Annotated in this window: 23 protein-coding genes; 6 read left to right on the forward strand and 17 right to left on the reverse strand. The window is 72.8% G+C overall.

The genetic code is table 11. The features are described from left to right. Positions 1 to 40: 40 nt before the first annotated feature. From AB0F03_RS04145 to AB0F03_RS04175, 7 genes are all read right to left on the reverse strand, one after another. Positions 41 to 994 carry an anti-sigma factor RsbA family regulatory protein gene (locus AB0F03_RS04145; protein WP_361986307.1) on the reverse strand — a complete coding sequence of 318 codons (954 nt, stop codon included), beginning with the start codon at positions 992 to 994 and terminating at the stop codon, positions 41 to 43. Continuing rightward, on the reverse strand, positions 991 to 1866 hold the full coding sequence (locus AB0F03_RS04150) for an MEDS domain-containing protein (protein WP_361986309.1): 876 nt from the start codon (positions 1864 to 1866) through the stop codon (positions 991 to 993). The genes AB0F03_RS04145 and AB0F03_RS04150 overlap by 4 nt, the downstream gene beginning before the upstream one ends. 81 nt (positions 1867 to 1947) lie before the next feature. After that, complete coding sequence (locus AB0F03_RS04155) at positions 1948 to 2322, reverse strand: STAS domain-containing protein (RefSeq protein WP_361986311.1); 375 nt, start codon at positions 2320 to 2322, stop codon at positions 1948 to 1950. Then, entirely contained in the window at positions 2319 to 3608 is a 1290-nt protein-coding gene (locus tag AB0F03_RS04160) for a SpoIIE family protein phosphatase (protein WP_361986313.1), read from the reverse strand. The genes AB0F03_RS04155 and AB0F03_RS04160 overlap by 4 nt, the downstream gene beginning before the upstream one ends. After that, entirely contained in the window at positions 3608 to 4411 is an 804-nt protein-coding gene (locus AB0F03_RS04165; RefSeq protein WP_361986314.1) for an alpha/beta hydrolase, read from the reverse strand. Before AB0F03_RS04165 ends, AB0F03_RS04160 begins: the two co-directional genes overlap by 1 nt. A gap of 199 nt (positions 4412 to 4610) precedes the next feature. Continuing rightward, on the reverse strand, positions 4611 to 5306 hold the full coding sequence (locus tag AB0F03_RS04170) for a GAF and ANTAR domain-containing protein (RefSeq protein ID WP_361986714.1): 696 nt from the start codon (positions 5304 to 5306) through the stop codon (positions 4611 to 4613). A gap of 147 nt (positions 5307 to 5453) precedes the next feature. After that, complete coding sequence (locus AB0F03_RS04175) at positions 5454 to 6377, reverse strand: NADP-dependent oxidoreductase (protein ID WP_361986316.1); 924 nt, start codon at positions 6375 to 6377, stop codon at positions 5454 to 5456. 133 nt (positions 6378 to 6510) lie between these two features. Here AB0F03_RS04175 and AB0F03_RS04180 point away from each other — a divergent pair, with 133 nt between their 5' ends. Continuing rightward, entirely contained in the window at positions 6511 to 7545 is a 1035-nt protein-coding gene (locus AB0F03_RS04180) for a helix-turn-helix domain-containing protein (RefSeq protein ID WP_361986716.1), read from the forward strand. Here the strand turns inward: AB0F03_RS04180 and AB0F03_RS04185 are convergent. Beyond that, positions 7486 to 8007: a DoxX family protein gene (locus AB0F03_RS04185; protein WP_361986318.1), complete on the reverse strand. Its 522-nt coding sequence runs from the start codon at positions 8005 to 8007 to the stop codon at positions 7486 to 7488. The two genes, AB0F03_RS04180 and AB0F03_RS04185, sit on opposite strands and share 60 nt — an antisense overlap. A gap of 298 nt (positions 8008 to 8305) precedes the next feature. Here AB0F03_RS04185 and AB0F03_RS04190 point away from each other — a divergent pair, with 298 nt between their 5' ends. Further along, positions 8306 to 9343: a zinc-dependent alcohol dehydrogenase family protein gene (locus AB0F03_RS04190; protein ID WP_361986319.1), complete on the forward strand. Its 1038-nt coding sequence runs from the start codon at positions 8306 to 8308 to the stop codon at positions 9341 to 9343. A 158-nt stretch (positions 9344 to 9501) separates the two neighbouring features. Further along, the gene (locus AB0F03_RS04195) at positions 9502 to 9873 is read left to right on the forward strand and encodes a hypothetical protein (RefSeq protein ID WP_361986321.1); all 372 of its coding nucleotides are present in this window, start codon (positions 9502 to 9504) and stop codon (positions 9871 to 9873) included. Positions 9874 to 10098: 225 nt separating this feature from the next. On the opposite strand, the gene AB0F03_RS04200 is transcribed toward AB0F03_RS04195, so the two are convergent. Continuing rightward, positions 10099 to 10983, reverse strand: a complete 885-nt coding sequence (locus tag AB0F03_RS04200) for an ANTAR domain-containing protein (RefSeq protein ID WP_361986323.1) — start codon at positions 10981 to 10983, stop codon at positions 10099 to 10101. 268 nt (positions 10984 to 11251) lie between these two features. Between AB0F03_RS04200 and AB0F03_RS04205 the strand changes: the two genes are divergently transcribed. The 3 genes from AB0F03_RS04205 to AB0F03_RS04215 all read left to right on the forward strand — a co-directional run bounded on the left by AB0F03_RS04205 (position 11252) and on the right by AB0F03_RS04215 (position 12694). Next, positions 11252 to 11425, forward strand: a complete 174-nt coding sequence (locus tag AB0F03_RS04205) for a hypothetical protein (RefSeq protein ID WP_361986324.1) — start codon at positions 11252 to 11254, stop codon at positions 11423 to 11425. Further along, positions 11422 to 12120 carry a hemerythrin domain-containing protein gene (locus tag AB0F03_RS04210; RefSeq protein ID WP_361986326.1) on the forward strand — a complete coding sequence of 233 codons (699 nt, stop codon included), beginning with the start codon at positions 11422 to 11424 and terminating at the stop codon, positions 12118 to 12120. Before AB0F03_RS04205 ends, AB0F03_RS04210 begins: the two co-directional genes overlap by 4 nt. Before the next feature lie 85 nt (positions 12121 to 12205). Next, entirely contained in the window at positions 12206 to 12694 is a 489-nt protein-coding gene (locus AB0F03_RS04215) for an SPW repeat protein (protein ID WP_361986328.1), read from the forward strand. Between the two features lie 125 nt (positions 12695 to 12819). Here the strand turns inward: AB0F03_RS04215 and AB0F03_RS04220 are convergent, their stop codons facing one another. From AB0F03_RS04220 to AB0F03_RS04255, 8 genes are all read right to left on the reverse strand, one after another. Beyond that, entirely contained in the window at positions 12820 to 13914 is a 1095-nt protein-coding gene (locus tag AB0F03_RS04220; RefSeq protein ID WP_361986330.1) for a glutamate--cysteine ligase, read from the reverse strand. Positions 13915 to 14214: 300 nt separating this feature from the next. Next, complete coding sequence (locus AB0F03_RS04225) at positions 14215 to 14805, reverse strand: hemerythrin domain-containing protein (RefSeq protein ID WP_361986331.1); 591 nt, start codon at positions 14803 to 14805, stop codon at positions 14215 to 14217. An 11-nt stretch (positions 14806 to 14816) separates the two neighbouring features. Then, entirely contained in the window at positions 14817 to 16016 is a 1200-nt protein-coding gene (locus AB0F03_RS04230) for a hypothetical protein (RefSeq protein WP_361986333.1), read from the reverse strand. A gap of 301 nt (positions 16017 to 16317) precedes the next feature. Next, positions 16318 to 17262 carry a Rieske (2Fe-2S) protein gene (locus tag AB0F03_RS04235; RefSeq protein WP_361986335.1) on the reverse strand — a complete coding sequence of 315 codons (945 nt, stop codon included), beginning with the start codon at positions 17260 to 17262 and terminating at the stop codon, positions 16318 to 16320. A gap of 98 nt (positions 17263 to 17360) precedes the next feature. Then, entirely contained in the window at positions 17361 to 17603 is a 243-nt protein-coding gene (locus AB0F03_RS04240; RefSeq protein WP_361986337.1) for an acyl carrier protein, read from the reverse strand. 125 nt (positions 17604 to 17728) lie between these two features. Further along, positions 17729 to 17989, reverse strand: a complete 261-nt coding sequence (locus tag AB0F03_RS04245; RefSeq protein ID WP_361986339.1) for a GlsB/YeaQ/YmgE family stress response membrane protein — start codon at positions 17987 to 17989, stop codon at positions 17729 to 17731. Between the two features lie 179 nt (positions 17990 to 18168). Continuing rightward, complete coding sequence (locus AB0F03_RS04250; protein WP_361986341.1) at positions 18169 to 19137, reverse strand: pyridoxal-phosphate dependent enzyme; 969 nt, start codon at positions 19135 to 19137, stop codon at positions 18169 to 18171. Between the two features lie 53 nt (positions 19138 to 19190). Continuing rightward, positions 19191 to 20357, reverse strand: a complete 1167-nt coding sequence (locus AB0F03_RS04255) for an alanine racemase (RefSeq protein ID WP_361986343.1) — start codon at positions 20355 to 20357, stop codon at positions 19191 to 19193. Between the last annotated feature and the right edge of the window lie 5 nt (positions 20358 to 20362).

The following is a 20362-nucleotide window of genomic DNA, read 5'->3' on the forward strand; positions in this document are numbered from 1 at the left end:
GGCGAGCCGGTGCGCCGGGACCCCGGGAGGCCCTCGCCGGTCAGTCCACCGTCACGTGCAGGCGCACGGTCAGGCCGGTGGGCAGGGCCCGGATCTCCACCAGGTCACACAGCTGGTGCATCATCCACACGCCCCGGCCGCCGGCGGGGGAGAGCGGGTCGGGGCGGCGCCGGCCGACGAGGGGATCCGTGAGCCGGCCGCGGTCCTGTGTCTCGGCGATCAGTGTGTCGTCCCAGCGCCACAGCCGCAGGGTGCCCTGTCCTCCGCCGTGGCGCACCGAGTTGCCCGTGGCCTCGTTGACGGCGAGCAACCAGTCGGTACGGCGTCGCGGTGACAGGCCCGCCGCCCCGGCCCAGTCCGCGGCGGCGTCGCGGACGCTCCCGAGATCCCGCTCGCCGAAGCGCAGGACGACCGCGTCCACCGGTTCGGGCAGCGGTGTGTCGCAGTCGCGGCCCACCTCGTGCGCGTCCACGTGCCGTGGACTGTGCCGGTAGTCGCCGGGGCCGCCGATGACCGGGTGCGTCCGGTACGCCTGTGCCAGTACCGTCTCGGGCAGCGCGGTGTCGTAGGGGCACAGGATGGTCGCGGGGCGGCCGGCGAACGCCAGGTTGATCAGGGCCTCGTGGCGGGTGGCCTCGCGTGCCTCCGCGGGGGTGCGGCCCGGCCAGATCGGCTCGCCCACGATGGACGGGTGCCGGTCCGCGTGCCGGTCGGCGAACTCCTGGAGCATCGACAGGATGCGCCCGGGGTTGCGTCCGGCCTGCCGCATGTCGACCCAGGTGACGTCCCCTGCCTCCGCGCCGAGGACGTCCCGGAGCAGATTCAGGCGGGTGCCGGGCACGGCGACCAACTGGGGGCGGTGCTGCACGGCCTCCGCGCGGACGAAGCCCCCGACGCCCTTCAGATAGTCGTCCTCCGTGGTGTAGAAGAGCGCCGGATGGTGGAAGGCCGCGTTCTGGCCCGGCTCGGCGGACGGTCTCGTGTGGGTGGTCATCGGCCTGCCGTCTCTATGCCGGTGCCCAGCTCCGGGAAGAGTTCCAGCATGCGGTGGAGCGCGGGCGGCGCCCCGAGGATGCGCACGGGGGTGTCCGAGGAGCGTCGCAGCGCCGCCCGGGTGATGTCCGCCAGCGCCGCGACGTCGAGGTGGCCGAGGCCCGACAGGTCCAGCGTGATGTCTTCGGCCGGGGACGCGGAGAGCGCCGCCGCCGCCGAGGCGGTGACGTACCGGTTCTCCCAGCCGGCCGACCCGGACAGCCGGAATCCGGGCGGCCCGGCCAGTGGCGCGGCCGTCAGTCCCGGCTCGCCGCCCGGGCACGCGGTGGAGTCCGACCGCGTCAGGTGTGCCGCCGACAGCGCCGCCAGGTCCTCGGGGGGCACCAGGCGCCGGTCGTAGAAGCAGCAGGCCCGCAGGGGCAGCTGCTCGAAGACCTCGTGGTGGATCCGCAGCTCGTACTCCAGCAGTCGCTCGGCGCCGGCGATCTCCTGGGTGCCCCAGGACATCTCACCGATCGCCCGCAGCCCCCGGTATCCCTGCGCCACTGCCGCCTGCACGGCCTGCCGCCACAGACCGATCATCGCGTCCGGGTCGAAACGGTCCCCGGTCAGATACGTCTCGGCGGCGGTGGTCACCACGAGCTGTCCACGCCGTACGGCGGAGGGCGCGTCGATGCCCCGGTCGACGAGCGTGCGCGTCACGAGGCCGGGCGCGGTGGCATCCGCGAAGTACCGCACCTGTTCGCCCCGGTCGAATCCGGCCCGGACGAAGCTGACGAGATGGCCGGCCCATTCCGCGTCGGTCGAGTACGTCACAGCGGCATGCCGGTCCGCCGCGGTCTCACCGCTCGCGCTCACGGCCGTGGCGCACATCGGACCACCCTGCCCCTCCCGGTGCGACGGGATCCGCCACACAGATTCACCAGATTACCGCAGGGTCTTCACCGGACCGGGTCAGGACAGGGCGGCGTTCTCGCTGCCGTTGTCACTTTCGTTGCCGTTGCCGTTGCCGCTGCCGGGGAGCAGGGGGAAGACCTGGTCGAGGCCGACGATCCGGAGGATGCGCAGCGTGTGGGCGGGGACGGCGGCGAGCGCGAGGTCGGCGTCGGCGGCGAGGGCGTGGTTGTGGGCGGCGATCAGGGCGGTGATGCCGCTGGAGTCGCAGAACGTCATGCCGGCCAGGTCCAGGACCAGGCGCCGGCCGGCCGGCAGGGTCAGGGTGGGGAGCAGTTCACGCAGCTCGGTGGCGGTGCCGTAGTCCAGGTCGCCACTGATCTCCAGAACGGGACCGGTCGCGGCGTCTCGGATGGTGATCTTCAGTGGGCTCATCGTCGGTCATCGGTCCAGGGGCCGGGGGCGGGGACGCCGAGGGCGAGCAGGGCGGTGTCGTCGTCGAGCCCGTCGCCGAAGCTGTCCAGCAGTACGGCCAGGGCGTCGATGACGGCTTGCGGGGACTTTCCCGCCTGCCCGGTGGCGAAGGCGAGCAGGGCCTCGTCCCCGTACAGCCCGGTGCGGTCCTCGCCGGTACGGGCCTCGGTGAGGCCGTCGGTGTAGAGCAGGAGGGTGTCGCCGGGGGCCAGGGTGGTGGAGGCGGTGACGAAGCGCGCGGCGGGCAGGATGCCGACGAGGAGTCCGCCCGGGGTGGGCAGGAAGCCGGCGGTGCCGTCGGCGCGCAGGACGACGACCGGCGGGTGACCGCCCGAGGCCAGCTGGACGGTGACCCGGCCGGTCGTGGGGTCGGTTTCGAGCGTGCCGAAGACGGCGGTGCAGTAGCGCGGGTCGCCGCTGCCGGAGTAACGCTCGTGGAGCACCTGGTTCAGGGTCGACAGGGCGGCGACGGGGTCGGCGTCGTGCAGCGCGGCGGCGCGCAGGGTGTAGCGGGTCAGCGAGGTCACCGCGGCGGCCTGGGGCCCCTTGCCGCACACGTCGCCGAGGAAGAAGGCGAAGCGTTTGCCGTCGATGGGGAAGACGTCGTAGAAGTCGCCGCCGAGCCGGTCGGGGGACGCGGTGTGGTAGTGGGCGGCCGTCTCCACGCCGGGCACCGGAGGCAGCGCGTCGGGCAGCAGGGACTGCTGGAGCACGGCGAGCGCGTCCTGGAGCCGGGCCCTGTCGGCCTCCGCCTGCTTGCGCGCTTCCTCGGCGACCTTCCGGCCGCGCAGGAGTTCCTCCTCGTAGGCGCGGCGGTCGCGGGCGTCGAAGACGGTGGTGCGGATCAGCAGCGGCTCGCCCGTGCTGCCGTGCTTGACCAGGGAGGAGACCAGCACCGGGATCCGGCCGCCGTCGGCCTGTTTGATCTCCAGGGCGATGCCGCTGATCTCGCCCTGCATCCGCAGCAGCGGCGCGAAGTGCGTCTCGTGGTACAGCTTGCCGCCCACGGGCAGCAGGTCGGTGAACCGCATCCGGCCCACCACCGCCTCCCGCTCCAGACCGAGCCAGTCCAGCAGGGTGATGTTGATCTTCGCGATGGTGCCGTCCATGAGGGTGGACAGGTAACCGCAGGGCGCGTTCTCGTACAGTTCCTCGGCGCTGTCCTCCAGCAGGGCGGCGAAGGCGGCATCCGACGTCTTGTTGTCGCCGGCTTCGTAGGGGTCGGGCTGCTGCCCGGTGCGGCACATCACCGCAGACCCGCCAGGAAGCCCGTGATCGCCTCGTTGGTGGCCTCGGGCGCGGACAGGTGCGGGCAGTGCCCGGTCGCGTCGAGAGTGACAAGCGTCGAACCGGGAATCGCCTGGTGGACGAAGGCGCCGACCTCGCGGGGGGCGATGACGTCCTGGGTGCACTCCAGCACCAGCGTCGGCACCCGCACACCCTTCAGGTCGTCCCGCGAGTCCGACAGGAACGTGGTCCGGGCGAAGACGCGCGCCATGTCCGGGTCGGTGGCGCAGAAGCTGTTCTTCAGCTCGTCACCCAGTTCGGGCCGGTCCGCGTTACCCATGATCACCGGTGCCATCGCCGCCGACCAGCCCAGGTAGTTCAACTCCAGGGACGCCAGCAGCTCGTCGATGTCCGGGGCGCTGAAGCCACCCCGGTACCCCTCGTCGTCGATGTACCGCGGGGACGGCGCGACCATGACCAGCGCGCCGATGCGCTCCGGAGCCGCCGCGGCGGCCAGGACCCCGATCATCGCGCTGACCGAGTGCCCCACGAACACCGCGTCGCGCAGTTCGAGTTCCTCGCACACCTCCACCACGTCCCGGGCGTACCCGTCCAGTGAGGAGTAACGGTCCTCCGAGAACGCGGAGGCTTCCGAGCGGCCCGAGCCGACGTAGTCGAACAGGACCACCCGGTGGTCGTCGGCCAGGGCGGGCACCGTGAGCCGCCACATGTTCTGGTCACAGCCGAACCCGTGGGCCAGCACCACCGTCGGACCCTGCGGGTTGCCGGTGATGGTGACGTTGTTCCTGCGACCGATATCCATACCATCAGTGTCGCAGGCCGCGACGACCCTTACCGCAGGGGCACCGATCGCTCCACGCGCCACCTGACACCTTCACACCTGCACCCGGTCACCTGCACATGTGTCCGTACGGCAGTGGTTCGGGGGCGCCGGTGCGGGCGGCTTTCGGGTGAGCCGGATCACCCCGGGGCGCGGGGCGGGTGGGACGGGGCGGCAGGGGTCACGGCCGGGGCCGCAGGGGCGGCCGGGGGGCCGGGGGCCGGCCGGCGATGTCGGTCAGCAGACGGGTGCAGACGTCGCGGAGCTTGAGGTTGCTCTGCTGGGACAGCCTGCGCAGCAGGTCGAAGGCCTCCTCCGCGGTGCAGTGACGCTGCTGCATCACGCTGCCGATGGCCTGGTCGATCACGCTGCGGGACGCGAGCGCGTTCTGGAGGTGACGGGTGAAGTCCTCCGCGTCGGCCAGACGCTGGGCCAGCGCGATCGCGCCGCCGGCCCGAGCGGCGAACAGCGCCAGCTCCCGCCGGTCCCGCTCGGTGAAGGCGTCCCGGCCGACGGCGTAGAAGTTGAGGGCACCGGCGGTGTGGGCGCGTGCGGAGATCGGTACGGACAGCGAGGAGCGGATGCCCAGACCGGCCGCGAACCTCGGGTAGTCGCCCCACCGGGTCTCCTCCAGCAGGTCCGGCACGTGCACGACGCGGCCGGTCCGCAGGGCCTGGAGGCAGGGGCCGTCGTCCTGGCCGTACTGCCTCTCGTCCAGCTTGTCCGCGACGCCTCCGGTGCTCACCACGGTCAGGGGCCGCTGACGGCGCTGCAAGGTCACCCCGCAGCCGTCCGTCCCGGAGACGCCCACGGCCTCGTCGATCAGGTGCTGGAGGAACTCCGTCAGCGAGTCGGTCTCCAGCAGCCAGTCGATCATGTCCAGTTCGTGCTGTATGCGGTCCGGCCGGTCCACCGCCTCTCACCTCCCGCAGCGAACTGCGTTCCTTGCTCGGCCTCGCTGCACTGATACCCCCGCCGGCGGATGTATCCCCACCGGCTCGGGGCCGGCCGCCCCGCTCTCCGGTCAGACGACCGTCAGCACGATCTTGCCGGTGGTGCGGCCCCGTTCGCCGATCTCGTGCGCCTTCGCGGCCTGTGCCAGCGGTACGACCGCGCCGACCACCGGCCTCAGTGCGCCGCGTTCCACCAGGGCGGCGATCTCGCGCAGGCCGAGGTGGTCCGGCTCGACCAGCATCCACACCGCCCGCACCCCGTCCCGGGCGGCGGGGACGTCGTCCGGGCCGGGCAGGGTGATCAGCCGGCCGCCGGCCCGCAGCACCCGCAGGGAACGCTCGGCGGTCTCCCCGCCGATGCCGTCCAGCACGACGTCGATGCCGGACACGGCGTCCTCGAACCGTACGGCGCGGTAGTCGACCACCTCGTCCGCGCCCAGTTCGCGCACCAGGCCGTGCTTGCCGGCGCTGGCGGTGGCGATGACGTACGCGCCACGCGCCTTGGCGATCTGCACCGCGAGATGGCCGACCCCGCCGGCCGCCGCGTGCACCAGCACCCGCTCGCCGGGACGCACGTCCGCCGTGTCCACCAGTGCCTGCCAGGCGGTCAGCGCGGCGAGCGGCAGCGCCGCAGCCTCCACGTGCGTCAGGCTCGCCGGCTTGGGGGCGAGATGCCGGGCCGGGGCCACCACGTACTCGGCGTAGGCGCCCGCCTGGCGCGGGAACAGCGGCATGCCGAAGACCTCGTCGCCGGGACGGAACACGCCCACGCCGGGTCCGACGGCCGCGACGGTGCCGGACACGTCCCAGCCGACCGCCGGCACGGCGCCCCATTCGACGAGGGCCCCGCCGGCCCGGGTCTTCCAGTCCACCGGATTCACACCGGCCGCGTGGACACGCACCAGGACCTCGTTCAGTCCGGGCTCCGGGCGCTCGACCTCACGCTCGACCAGGTTCTCCGGTCCGCCCCACTGCTCCACGACCACCGCGCGCATGATGTCCGCCTCGTTTCCGTATCGGCTCGGCGCCGGGACCTCCCCGGCGCGACGCGGTCCACGATCCGGCACCCGGGCCCGCCGCGGTTTTGGCCGTCCGGCCATGATGTGCCAGGATCTGGCCATGAGTGACATGTGGTGCGCGGTGGCCGAGGACGAGCGGGACCCGGCGGAGCCGGTGCCCCGGCGGCACCGGATCGCGGTGCTCGCCCTCCCCGGGGTCCCGCCCTTCGAGCTGGGCATCCCCTCCCGCGTCTTCGGCAGCGTCCAGGACGCCGGGGGCCGCCCGCTCTACGCCGTCACCGTCTGCACCGCCGACGGCGCCCCCGTGCTCAGCGACGCCGGGTTCACCGTGCAGCCCGCGGCCGGCCCGGAGGCCCTGGCCGCCGCCGACACGGTGATCGTCCCGCCCACGCACGCCATGCCCGAGCTGGGCCGGGGCGGCCCGCTGCCCCCCGAGGTCACCGCGGCCATCGCCGGCATCCGGCCCGGCACCCGGCTGGTGTCCATCTGCACCGGGTCCTACGTGCTGGCCGCGGCCGGGCTGCTCGACGGCCGCCCGGCCACGACCCACTGGAACCTCGCCCCGGAGTTCCGCCGGGCCTACCCCAGGGTCAAGGTCGACGAGGACGTCCTCTTCGTCGACGACGGCGACGTGCTGACGTCCGCCGGCGTGGCCGCCGGGGTCGACCTGTGCCTGCACATGATCCGCCGCGACCACGGTGCCGCCGCCGCCAACCGGGCCGCCCGCATGTGTGTCGTACCGCCCTGGCGGGACGGCGGGCAGGCCCAGTACATCGACCGCCCGGTCCCCGTGCCCACCGTCGCCAGCACCACCGCCACCCGTGCCTGGGCCCTGGAGCACCTCGGCGAGCCGCTGTCCCTCGCCCAGCTCGCCGAGCACGCCCGGATGAGCCTGCGCTCCTTCTCCCGGCGGTTCCGCGACGAGGTCGGCACGACCCCCGTGCAGTGGCTCACCGCACAACGCCTGGAACTGGCCAAGCAGTTGCTGGAGACCACCGACCTGTCGATCGATCTGGTCGCGCACCGGGCCGGCTTCGGTTCCGCGAACTCCCTGCGCGCGCACATGAGGGCGGCCTTCGGGGTGTCACCCGCCGCCTACCGCCGGACCTTCAGCGCCAACGGCCTCGTCGGCAGCCGCGGTTGACCGCACCCGCCGGTCCCCGGCGGTGCCACCGCCGCCGGACGCGGTGAGCGAGCGCCTCTTCAGGAGGTCGTCGACGGCGCAGGCACCGGGTCCCAGGCAGGCGATCAGGAGGAAGGACCAGCAGAACAGGACGGCCGGCTCACCTCCGTTGTCGATCGGGAACAGGGCGTGGGACTGGTGGACGCTGAAGTAGGCGTAGGCCATCGAGCCGGAGCAGACGACGGCCGCACCGCGGGTGAACAGGCCCAGGCAGACGAGGACGCCTCCGGCCAGCTCGATGGCCGCGGCCCACCAGCCGGGCCACTGCATGGCGGGCACCGTGCCGCCGCCGTGGGCGCCGCCCAGCACGCCGAACAGGGACGCCGCGCCGTGACAGGCGAAGAGGAAGCCGGTCACCAGCCGGAACAGGGCCTTCAGGGCGGAACGTGCCGCGCCCGAGGGGTGTGCCGGTGAGAAGTTCATGGGGGTCACTCCTCAGTGTGGGGAGACCTGGATGACCCGGGTCTCTATTTCATGGACATGACAGTCCCGGTGTAGTGGGGTCCGTGCGCCGGCGCCAGCCGCCGGAAGCTCTGAGTTCCCTCTGAAGGCCGGACACCCGCGCGGATCGTTCCGGCACAGGTGGCGCCGGCCTGGGTACTGGTCCGGGGCACGGGGTGGCGGCGACCACGTGAGCCGGACGCCGTGCCCGTGCCGACGGGCGGCCGTCACCGCTGAGCCGCCCGCACCCACCGTCAACGCCGAGCGGAGAACACCTCTCATGCGAGCCACATTCATGTACGGCAGCGGCGACGTCCGGGTGGAGGACGTCCCCGAACCGACGATCGAACAGCCCACCGACGCGGTGGTCCGCGTCGTACGGTCCTGTATCTGCGGCAGCGACCTGCACCCCTACCACACCATGGAGAAGTCGGAGCGGGGCGCCCCCATGGGGCACGAGTTCCTCGGCGTCGTCGAGGACCTCGGCGCCGAGGTGTCCGGCCTCGGGCGCGGCGACCTGGTGGTGGCACCGTTCGCCTTCGCCGACAACACCTGCGCCCTGTGCCGGGAGGGTCTGCACACGTCCTGTCCCCAGGGCGGATTCTTCGGCCCCGGCAGCGGCTGCGGCGGCCAGGCCGAGGCGGTTCGCGTCCCGCAGGCGCAGGGCAGTCTCGTGAAGCTGCCCGTCGGCGAGGACTCCGGACTGCTGCCGTCACTGCTGACGCTGTCCGACGTGTACGGCACCGGGTACCACGCCGCCAGGACGGCGCACGTCGGCCCGCGCACCACGGTGACCGTCATCGGAGACGGCGCGGTCGGTCTGCTGGCGGTCCTCTCCGCCCGGCAGCTCGGCGCCGAGCGGATCATCCTCATGGGGCGGCACAAGGACCGTACCGACCTGGGCCGGGAGTTCGGTGCCACCGATGTCGTCCCGGAGCGCGGGGAGGAGGGCGTCGAGCGCGTGCGGGAACTGACCGGCGGCGACGGCACGCACACCGTCCTGGAATGCGTCGGCTACATGAACGCCTACGAGACGGCGGTCGGCGTGGTGCGCCCCGGCGGTGTGATCAGCCGGGTCGGCGTACCGCAGTACGAGGAGGCGCCGGTCGGCTTCGGCAGCCTGTTCCGCCACAACATCACCCTCACCGGCGGCCCCGCCCCGGTCCGCGCCTACATCGAGGAACTCCTGCCCGCCGTGCTGGACGGCACGGTCGACCCGGGGCGCGTCTTCACCCGCACGATCGGCCTGGACGAGGTGCCCGACGGCTACCGGGCCATGGACCGGCGCGAGGCCCTGAAGGTCCTGGTCACGCCCTGACGCCGCCAGACGGACAGCCCGGCAGGCTTCGGCCGAGGAGTCGTCGAGGACGGCACGTGGCGGTTTGGACGGTACCGGGCGAGAGACTCGGCCGCTGACACGGAGGGCGCCCGGGACCCGCGGGCGCCATCGGCCCATCGGCGCAGAAAGGAGTCCTCATGTCCGATGAGAAGACCGGGACGCACGTGCCGGGACACGAGACACTGCCGCTGCCGGACTACGACCACCTTCCGCTGGGCAGCCTCCAGCACCGTATCCGTACGCTCGACGAGCAGGGTCTGCGCGAGGTGCTGGCCTACGAGGAGGCGCACGGCAACCGGCTTCCCGTCGTGGAGGCTCTCCGGGCCCGGCTCCAGGAACTGCGCGAGGGGGCACAGCCGTCAGGGGGCTCCCCGCTCGCGCCGGCCCCGGAGCGCCCGCCCGCGCCCGACACCGGCTCCCCGGTCTCGCCCGCCACCACGGGCCCCCCGATGAACCCGCCGTCCCACGGCACCCCCGAGAATCCGGCGCAGCCCCGCTCGACGGGCTGACGCACGGCGGACCGGCGTCCCCGCCGGACCGGCTGCTCACTTCCCTGTACGTCCCACCTGTTCGGTGAGAGTGTGGGGGCGAGCGAGACCCGGGCCGGCGTCACAGCCGGCCCGGGGCTTGTGAGGGGTTCGCTTGGGCAGTCAGGCGAAGGCCGTCAGCCCGTGAGAGCCGACAGCTGTGCGCCCGCCGGTGGGCGGACGCATCCCCGCTCATGCCGCGGCGCCTCACGGGCCACCGCCGGGAAGTCGGGCGCGCGCGGCGGTGGCCGTGGCGTGCAGGTGTTCCAGGGCGTCCAGGACGACGGTGCTCCGGTGCCAGGACAACCAGCGCCCGGCGTCCGTCCCGATGCGCTCCAGCGCGGCCAACTGCGCTCCGGTCAGTCCCCGCAGCGGCCGTTCGTGGTGGGAGGACACCATGCCGAGCACCGCGCCCGCCCTGCTGACCAGGGGAACACTGTGGGCGGCCCGGCTGCCCGCCTGGAGGATGGCGTACCGGGAGGCGTCGTCGAACACGGCCGCGGTCGCCACATCGGCCACGGTGACCTGCCGTCGCTCGGCGGCGGCCTGCGAACAGGCGGTCGTCGGGGTGTCGACGAAGGCGAAGAAGTCGGTGAAGTACTTGTTCAGTCCGGTGTGCCGGGCCAGATGCAGCCGTCCGCCCCCGGCCAGCTGCACGTTGCCCATGGAGGTCTGCGTGAGGGACAGCACCCGGTTCAGCAGCGCCTTGAGCACCGCTCCCTGGCTGCTCCGGGCGCCTCGGTCGAGGGCGATCCCGGTCAGCGGGGGCGGGCTGTGGCGGGCACGGCCCGGGAACCACAGGGCCGTGTCGTGGTCGGGCGCGGGCGTGCGGACCACCGCTTCGGCCAGGGTGTGCAGCTTGATGTTGAACCGCTGGGAGGTGTCCCTCAGCAGGACGAACGCCTCCTTGGCGGAGGCGAGGGCGTAGCGCGCGAGGAGCACGTCCTGCGCGCGGGAGACCCCGGCATGCCCGAACAGCCGGTTACGGGCGTCCAGTTCCTCCTGCGACGGAAGCGGAACACCGGCCTCTTCACACGTGTCGCCGGCAACCTGGACGGCTTCCTCCTCAGGGGACCAGGGCAGCTGGGTCATACGGGCACTCCAGACGGAAAAGGGCAGGCAGGACGGACGCGGCCCGGCCGAACCCGGCCGGGCGCAGGTGCCTGCTTCCCAAACACTCCTCCCGAGCCTAACCACGCCCTCGCGGCACAAACACCCAGGCCCCCTGGTCCGGGCACCGGGCACCCGGCGCCCCGCCCCCGGGTGATGAGGAGAGCCCATCAAATTACCGAGGGGCAGGGGTGAATTGCCGGAAAAAGGGGGACCCGATCGCCTATACAACGTTCTGTGAGGAGTCGATATGAGCAGCCCCCAGGAGAACGAGGCCTCCAGCCCGCTGGAGCAGGTCACCGGTGAGAAGGACGTGCACCCCGAGGAGGAGGGCCGGCAGCCCGAGTCCGCGTCGGGCGCGTCCCGCGACGAGGAGGACGGCGCCACGGACGCCGGGGACCCGTCCACGCAGGCCGGGACATGACCGTCTCGATCGCGCAGCGGGATGCCCCGGCGCTCGGCGGCGACGGCAGCGTCCTGATGCGCCAGCGCCGCGACCACGCCCGGCTCGACGCGATGATGCGGCGCTACGCCGCCGCCCACGGTCCGAGCCGTGACCTGGAGCGGCTGTGGCAGGACATCGTGCACCTGGTGTTCAGCCACGCTTTCGCCGAGGAAACCGTTCTGTGGCCGGTGCTGCGCCGCGTCGCCCCCGACGGGGAGAGCCTCACCGGCCGGGTCGAGGAGGAACACCAGGCGATCAACGACCTGATCGCACAGGTCGAGAGGTCGGTCGACGACCCCCGGCGCAGGGCGTGGATCGAGGAGGCGTTCGCTCTCATCCGCCAGGACATCCGGGACGAGGAGGACGAACTCCTGCCGCGCCTGCGGGAGGCCTTCGACGACCGCCAGCTGCGGCGGATCGGCGCCGCCTGGGAAGCCGTACGGGCGAGCGCTCCGACGCACCCTCACCCCGGCGTGCCCCGCCGCCCGCCCGGCAACGCGGTCCTCGGCGTCCCCCTCAGCGTCTTCGACCGCGTCCGCGACGCCGTCGCCGGCATCAGCCCCACGGTCCGCACAGCCGTGACCCTCACCGGCGCGGCGGTGGCCACGGCCGTCGTCGCCCTGCTGGTGCGCGCCGTCCGGGGCCGGCCGAGGCAGGCACGCGGACCCAGGTGACGGACCGCCCCCGGCCCAGGCCGCGGCGGCCGTGCCCGGTTACTCCCGACAGACCAGACAGACCCCCTTTGTGAAGGTGAGGATCATGGCAACTTCTCCCAAGCCGTCGATGGAGACACACCCGGACATCATCGACATGCGGCAACGCCACGAGATGGCCGAGCGCGCGACCACCACCCCCCAGGGGCAGGCCATCGAGACACTGGCACTGCTCACCGGCCTGTACCTCGCCGCGTCGCCCTGGATCACCGGGTTCAACGGCCTGTCGACGCTGGCCGTCAGCAACCTGATCACCGGCATCGCCTACGCGCTGCTGATGAGCGGCGGCTTCGGGCGCGCCTACGAACGCACCCACAGCATGGCCTGGGCGGCCTGTGCCCTGGGCGTGTGGGCCATCGTCTCGCCCTGGGTGGTGGCCGGCAACGTCAGCACCACCAAGACCATCGTGAACAACATCATCACCGGTGCGCTGGCCCTGCTGCTGGCGCTGGCCGCCAGCGCGGCCGCCCGGGCGGCGGAGACGACCCACGCCCGGCGCGACATGTCCGCACCCTACGCGTCGGGTCGCGGCTGACCGGCCGGGCCGGACACGGCTGACGGTACGGGGCGTGTGCGCCGGGTGAGCCCCCGGCGGACGCGCCCCGGAGAACGTACGGGCCACCGCCCCGAACGTACGGGCGACGCAGGTATACGGCCCCGTCAGGGCATGCCGCTCGTCTCGACCAGCATGTCGATGACGGCGTCGAGACCGCCGTCGGCCAGCGCCTGCCGCTGACGGTCCGCGCCGGTCCCCTGCTGGAGCAGCCGGTGGACCAGCGAGGTCACCTCGCGGGTGTCACCGGCCGCGTCCAGGGCCGGCCCGGTGTGCGCCACCAGCCGGTACACGGCATCGCCCGCCCGGCAGCGCTCGCCACCGGGAAGGATCAGATCACCGCTCAGCCCGTACCGCGCCGCCTGCCACATCGCCACATCCACCAGCTCGGGAGGGGTGTCCGGCGCCGGGATGCCCGCCGCCGCCTCCCCCCTCGCGGTGTCGACCAGGGCGCGCACCAGGCCGGCGAACATCGCGGCCTCGTCCGTGCGCAGTTGCACGTCCAGGCAGCGGACCTCGACGGTGGGGTACGTCTCGGACATGCGGGCCTGCCAGTACAGCTGGCCGGTGTCACCGATCACCCCCGTCGACAGCAGCCGCCGCATCCGCAGGTCGTAGTCCGCCTCGTCGGCGAAGCACGGCGGGACGCCGCTGACGGGCCAGCGGTCGAAGACGACGGTGCGCCAGCTGGCGAACCCGGTGTCGTGCCCCTCCCACAACGGGCTGTTCGCCGACATGGCGGTCAGGACGGGAAGCCAGCCCCGGATCCGGTTGAGGACCTGCACGCCCACCTGCCGGCTGGGGATGGCGACGTGCACGTGCATGCCGTTGACCATCTGCTCGGCCACCAGCTGCGGTGCCTGCTGCTGCATGGCACGGTAGCGGGCCTGGTCGGTGACGGGGACGGGTAGCGCCTGGCGCAGCGGCGGCGTCCCGCTGGCCACCAGGCGGCAGCCGTGCGCCTCGGCCGCCCCGGCCACGGCGTGCCGCAGACGCAGCAGATGGCCGCCGACCTCGTCCAGCGACTCGCACACCGGAGTGGCCACCTCGACCTGGGCCTGGAGCAGCTCCGGCTGGATCTCCCGCGGCGTGACGAACGGTTCGAGGCCGGCCGCGGCGCGGACCTTCTCCGCGCGCGCCGCCAGCCGGCCACTGGCCGGCTCGACGAGCAGGTACTCCTCTTCGACACCGACGGTCGTCATCCTGGGCCTCCCGTTCCCGCGGCGCGCTGCCCGGAAGGCAACGGGCACGCCCTTCGGGCCGGCGTGCTGCCGCTCCGTCCCCGGCGCCGCCCCGATCGTGCGGGGACGTATCCAAGTGCCACCATGGTTCCGCCTCCGAACCCGCCGCGCATCCTGTGCCGGGCGGGCGGCGGCCCCGGGCACTCCCGGGACGCCGCGGGCACTCCCGGACCGCGCGGGAGCGCCTGCCGGACCGGCCACCGGATCGTGGTCAGTGGCCGGCAGGCACGGGCGGGCGGTGCCGCGGGTGCGCGACGCGCCTCAGTGCTTGCCCATCGCCTTGCGGACGGCGTCCTTGGTGCGGTCCATGAGGGCGGCCACCGGGCCGAGCGCGATGTTGGCCGCGGCCGTCTGGACGCCGGGGTGGGGCCGCGTGGGGGCCATGGCCTCGGCGGCCTTGACCGCCTTGGCCATGGTGGCGAGGTTGGTGACGTCGGTGCTGCGGCGGATGTGGGAGAACTCGTAGCGTTCCTCCGCCCGCGCGTGCTCCTGCACGTCCGTGCGCAGCTTCATCAGCCGCGGCCTGAACGCCGGGTCGTCGGTGTCCATGTCGTCCAGCGCCGCGAGGGCCTCCTTGGCGGCCTTCTCCTCGGCGAGCCGGTCCCGGACGACCTGCTCCCCACCCGACACCGCCCGCCGGACGAAGGGGTGCACGACCTCCTCCTCGGCGGTCTCGTGCACGGCGAGCAGCCGTACGAGGCGACGGAAGGCCTCGCGGCGTTCCTCGCCCTCGCTCCGCTCCACCTCGTCGAACAGGTTGCGGATGTCGCCGTGCTGACGCATCAGCAGGGCGACGACATCGATGTCGGGTGCGTGGTCGTCACCGGCCTGCGGGGTGTGCAGCTCGGACATGTGCGGCCGCCTCACTTCTCGCGCTGGGCGGGGTCGGGGTGCTCGCCCTCGGACTGCACGCGGTACTCGCGGCCGAACATGGCGTCGTGCTCGGCCATGACCCGGTCGCTCGGGGGCTCCTCGCCGCCGTGGATGCGCTCCTGCATCCTCTCGAACCGCTCGTGGGCCTCGCGGACGTAGCCCGCGCCGAGGGTGGTCAGGTCCATCTGGGTGTCGAGCAGTTCGCGCAGGTACTGCTTGTTCGGCTCGAAGGTGAGCACGTCGGGCAGCTCCGGAGCCAGCACCTCCTGCGGGTCGCGGCCGTCGTGGCGGCGCATCAGGTCGCAGGCGATGTGCAGGTGCTCCAGCTCCATGTTCAGGTGCAGCTCCCAGATCGCCTTCACCCTGGGGTCGCTCTCCTGCTCCATGAAGGAGTAGTACAGGTAGCACTCGTTGTACTCGTGGTTGACCAGCTGCTCCCACCAGGTCTCGCCCGGGTCGACGAGGGACTCGTAGTGGGTGACGTGCTCCTCCTCGATCAGCCCGATCTCCTGGTAGAGCTGCCGGGCGATCGGCTCCATGTAGGTGGGGCCGGTGTTCATGTAGAAGTTCATCGTCTGCTGTTCCGCCGACATGATCGTCAGCGCGTGCAGCTTCGACAGCGGGTTCGTCGTGTTCTTGTCGTACGGGTCACGGACGTTGTCGACCGGGTCGCGGTGGTGGTACCGGGTGGGACGGCCCGGCATGACCTCGGTGAGGTTGTCGACGATCGACTCCGCCTTGCGGTGCTCGATCATCTCGTACAGGTTCGCGTACCGGTACAGGTGGTCGAAGTCCTCCAGCACACCGAACTGGTACGCCTGCTTGAGGTACGGATCGGGCTCCATCCGTGCCACCCACGCCGTCAGGTCCACCGCGACCTGCTCGTAGGCGATCGTCGTCTCGAGCACCGAGGAGACCCCCGGCAGCAGCCAGTTGACCACCTTCTGCTGCTGCGCCTCGATGTACCGGGTCCGCGCCAGCTGCCGCTTCAGCTCCGGGTCGGGCGTGTGACGGGCGAGCTGGTGGCTGAAGAGGATGGCCTCCACCTCGATCCCGTTCATCGTGATGATCCGGCACCGGGTGTACGGGTCGCAGCGGTCGGGGTCGATCGGCTGCACATTCAGCTCACGCCAGCTGCGCAGCTGGCGGTCGAGCGGGATACCCCGCTGCTCCAGTGGGTTGAACGTCATGGGGGTGCCTCCAAGAGCGGGGCGAGTCGTGGGCCGGCGGGTACCCCGCCACGGACACGGGCCACAGGCCCGTCACCGAGTCTGGCCGCTACGGCTGCGTTTCAGCCACCGGTGCGGCTCAGGTGACACATGGTTCGCCCAGGTGGGCCAGCCGACGTGACATCGCGGCTGACGGATGAGACGACTGGATCGACACGTGTACGAGCGGTGCCGCCACCGGTCCCGGGGGCCGGCGCACCCCGTACGCGCGACCGCGGCGGGCCGGTCACCCGCCGCGGTCGGCGCCCATACCCTCTGCGGGTCAGATCTCCCGCCCGTCCCCCTGCCGGCCTGCCGGTGATCCGTGGTCCCGCTCCGGCCGGCGCAGCCGCACCTCGACGTGACCGTCGACGGTCCGCGTGTCGAAGGCGGGCTGGGGCGCGGTGGCGGGACCGCGTACGTTCAGGCCGTCCGAGAGCCTGAAGACGCTGCCGTGCCAGGGGCACCGGACACAGCCGTCGGCGACCGTGCCCTGCGACAGCGGCCCGGCGAGATGGCTGCACCGTTCGGCCAGCGCGTGCAGTGTCCCCCCCTCCTCCCGTACGACCAGCACGGGGACGTCGTCCACGCTGCGCCGCACGGCCTGACCGGGCGGGAACGTCTCGACGGGGCCGACGCGGTGCCAGCCCTCGGTGACGACGTGCGGAACCTCTTCCGTGTGATTGGCGCCCGAGGCCTGGCGATAGGCCAGATGCCCGCCCAGGGCGCCGCCGAGCCCGACCGCGGTCAGTCCGAGGAACCCGTACGCGCGGCCCGCCGCCTCACGGCCCTGGAGACGACGGACGAGCGAGGCGCCGTACAGGCCGACGGCCGCCGTGTTGGCCAGGGCGTGCACCAGACCGACGCGCTGCTGCTGGGGGTGCAGCTCCGCCCAGTCCACGGCGCCGGCGAGGGCGGCGGGCGCGGCCGTGGCCAGCCCGACGCCGATCAGCAGCGCCGACCCGGGGGAGCGTACGGGCCGCAGATCCAGCACCGCGGCGGACAGCCAGCTGCCGATCGGGACCTGCACCATCAGCGGATGCACGGGGTGCCCCAGCCACCTGCCATGGAGCGCGTCCCGTGCCGCTCCGAGCGGCAGGGACCGCGTCCCCGTGCGCAGGGCGCCGATCACGCGGTCGGCCCGCGGGTCCCGTTCCAGCCGGTCCAGCAGCCGGAGGAATGTGTTCTGCCGCGGGGAACGGCCGCGGCGACGAGGCGAAGTGCTCATGGGCGGCCGGGTCCCCCGCTGCCCGGACGGCAAACGGAGGCGGCTGCCGGTCCGGCAGCCGCCTCCTCCCTGCCCCCGGCCCGGGCCGCGGTATGCCGTCAGGTCACCGCCGGACCGGCGTCCTCCGTGCCGGACAGCTCGGCGAGGAACCGGTGACAACGGGCGGCGCGCTCGGAGTCCTGCTCCATGACGCTGCGGAAGAAGTCGGCGATCTCCTTCTTGCCCGCGTTCTCCGCGTCGCGCACGTACTGGCCGTAGTCGTGTCCGGCCTTCAGGGAGTGGTACTGCACGGAGATGAGGTCGAACACGACGTCACTGAATCCGGTCTCACCAGTCGCCATGAGTCCTCCTGGTCCGTCTCGTCTTAGGGACAAGGGCTGGGTTTCACCGTTTCGGAGGCTGAAACGCCCCGTACATGAGCAAGTCCCCGGCAGCGGGTGCTGACGGGGACTTCTCACGCGGGGGTTCACGCGTGTCGTCGGGCCCAGAGCGGGGTGACGAAAGCGATGAGGAGAGCTGCGACGGCTATCTGGAAGATATGGCGGATCCAGTCGATGCCGCCGGTGTCACCGACGCCGAAGGCAGTGGCGAGCGCGTTACCGGCGACCGCACCGATGATACCCATGATGACCGTCAGCCAGAGCGGGATGGGCTGACGCCCCGGGAGGACCAGCTTGGCCAGCAGTCCGATGATCAGTCCCGCGATGATGGCCCACAAGAACGACACGACTTCTCCTTCCACAGTGCACGAAGTCCGTTGGTCCTCACGTGCCCCTGGAAGGAGGGCTTACGCCTGCGCATCGCGAAGACATCTGGTGCGAGGACGCCTTCGCCCGCTGACGGCACGGGAACCGCGGGAACGGCCGGAGTCGGCCCGACGGCCCGCACACGGCCGGTCAGCGCCCGTCAGGCGGTGAGGAGTTGGGTGAAGCGCCGGGTGTCGATGTTGCCGCCGGACGCGATCAGACCGATCCGCGGAGGCGGGTTGTCGACGCGGCCGGCCAGAAGGGCGGCCAGCGGTGTGGCGCCGCTCGGTTCGAGAACGATCTTCAGGCGCTCGAAGGCGAAGCGCATGGCGGTGACGATCTCGGCATCGCTGACCAGGGCGATGCCGTCCACCAGGCGCTGGTTGAGGGGAAAGGTGATCGCGCCGGGCGTGGCCAGTGCCTGTCCGTCGGCGATGGTGCGGGGGACGGGCACGGTGACGCGCGCGCCGCTCTCCAGGGAGCGCTTGGTGTCGTCACCGGCCTCCGGCTCGACACCGATGACCCGGATGCCCGGGTGCAGTGCCGTGGCGGCGGTGGCGCTGCCCGCGATCAGGCCGCCGCCTCCCACGGGCACCACGAGGGCGTCCAGCGGGCCGGTGTCCTCCAGGAGTTCGAGAGCGGCGGTGCCCTGCCCGGCGATGACGTGCGGATCGTCGTAGGGCGGGATCAGGGCCAGGCCCCGGTCCGCGGCCAGGGCGTGGCCGAGCGCGGTGCGGTCCTGCGTGTAGCGGTCGTACGTGACGATCTCCGCCCCGTACCCGGCGGTCGCCTCCCGCTTGGAGCGGGGCGCGTCCTCGGGCATCAGGATGACCGCGGTGGTGCCCAGTTCACGGGCGGCCAGGGCGGTGGCCTGGGCATGGTTGCCGGAGGAATAGGCCGCGATGCCCTTGGCCAGCTGCCGGGGCGGCAGCTGGGCGGCCGCGTTGTAGGCGCCGCGGAACTTGAAGGCACCGACCCGCTGGAAGTTCTCGGCCTTGATGAACACCTCGGCGCCCACGAGGGAGTTCAGGGTGCGGGAGGTGAGGACGGGGGTGCGGTGGGCGATGCCCTTCAGACGGGCGGCGGCCTCACGGACGTCGTCGAACGAAACGGGCGGTACGGCGGCCATGCGGGGTCCTTGGGTGGTGAGGGGGCGGGGGACCGGGTGATGCCGGGGGCAGCTCACCAGCCGGTGACGCGGGGCCAGAACGCCTCGATCGCGGGAGCGCCGGCGGTGCTCCGGGAGCCGTCCACGACGTGATAGCCCCGGTGCTGGGCGGCGGTGGCGCAGGCGTGGTTGGGCAGGACGCGCAGGCGGGTGCCGACGGGCAGGGCGGGCAGCGGGGCGCCGTCACGGGCGGTGAGGGTGCCGTGCTCCTGGCTCGCGGCGGTCATGACCAGGCCGGGGATCGGCGTACCGGACAGGTCGGCGACCAGGCCGTAGCCCTGGTCCCGTGCCTGCGCGGCGGTGCCGCGGTCGCGGGACATGGCCATCCAGCCGCCGTCGGTGATGAGCCTGCCGTACTCGGGGCGGTGGCCGATGACGGTGACGACGACCGACAGGGCGAGATCGTCGACGCCGCACACGCCGAGGCCCGCCATCACCAGGTCGAAGAAGACGAAGTTGCCGGCGCGCAGTTCGGTGACTCCGGCGAGGTCGTCTGCGGCGTGGGCGGTGGGGGTGGAGCCCACGCTGACGGTGCGTACGGGCAGACCGTCGGCGCGCAGCCGGCCGGCCGCGGCGACGGCGCAGTCGCGTTCGTTCCGCGCCGCGACGCGCCGCTCCCCGTCGGTGCGGGCGAAGTACGACTCGCCGGCGTGGGTCAGGACGCCGTCCAGACAGCCCGCGTCGTCCAGGATGCGGCCGATGCCGGTGAGTTCGGGGGCGTCCGGCTTCAGTCCGCCGCGGTGGCCGTCGCAGTCGATCTCGATCTGGGCCGGGACGGCGATGCCGGCCTCCTGCGCCGCCGCCGCGACGCACCGCGCCTGCTCGGCGCTGTCCAGCAGGACGCGCACGGTGACCCCGCGGCGCGACAGGGCGATGACGCGCGGGAGTTTGTGGGGGTCGATGCCGACGGCGTAGGTGACGTCGGTGTAGCCGGCGGCGGCGAAGGCCTCGGCCTCGGCGAGGGTGGAGACGGTGACGGGGCCGGGGGCGCCGTCGTGCAGGAGGGCGGCGGCGTCGAGGCTCTTGGCCGTCTTCACATGGGGGCGCAGCGGAACCCCGAGCCGGTCGGCCCTGGCCCGCAGACGGGCGATGTTGCGCCGCGTCCGGTGGACGTCGACCACGGCGAACGGGGTGTCGGGACCGGCCAGGGTCGGGGTGGCGGGGGAGGGGGCGGCGGTCATGGGCG

This window comes from Streptomyces sp. NPDC028722 (genome assembly GCF_040637655.1).
GTDB lineage: Bacteria > Actinomycetota > Actinomycetes > Streptomycetales > Streptomycetaceae > Streptomyces.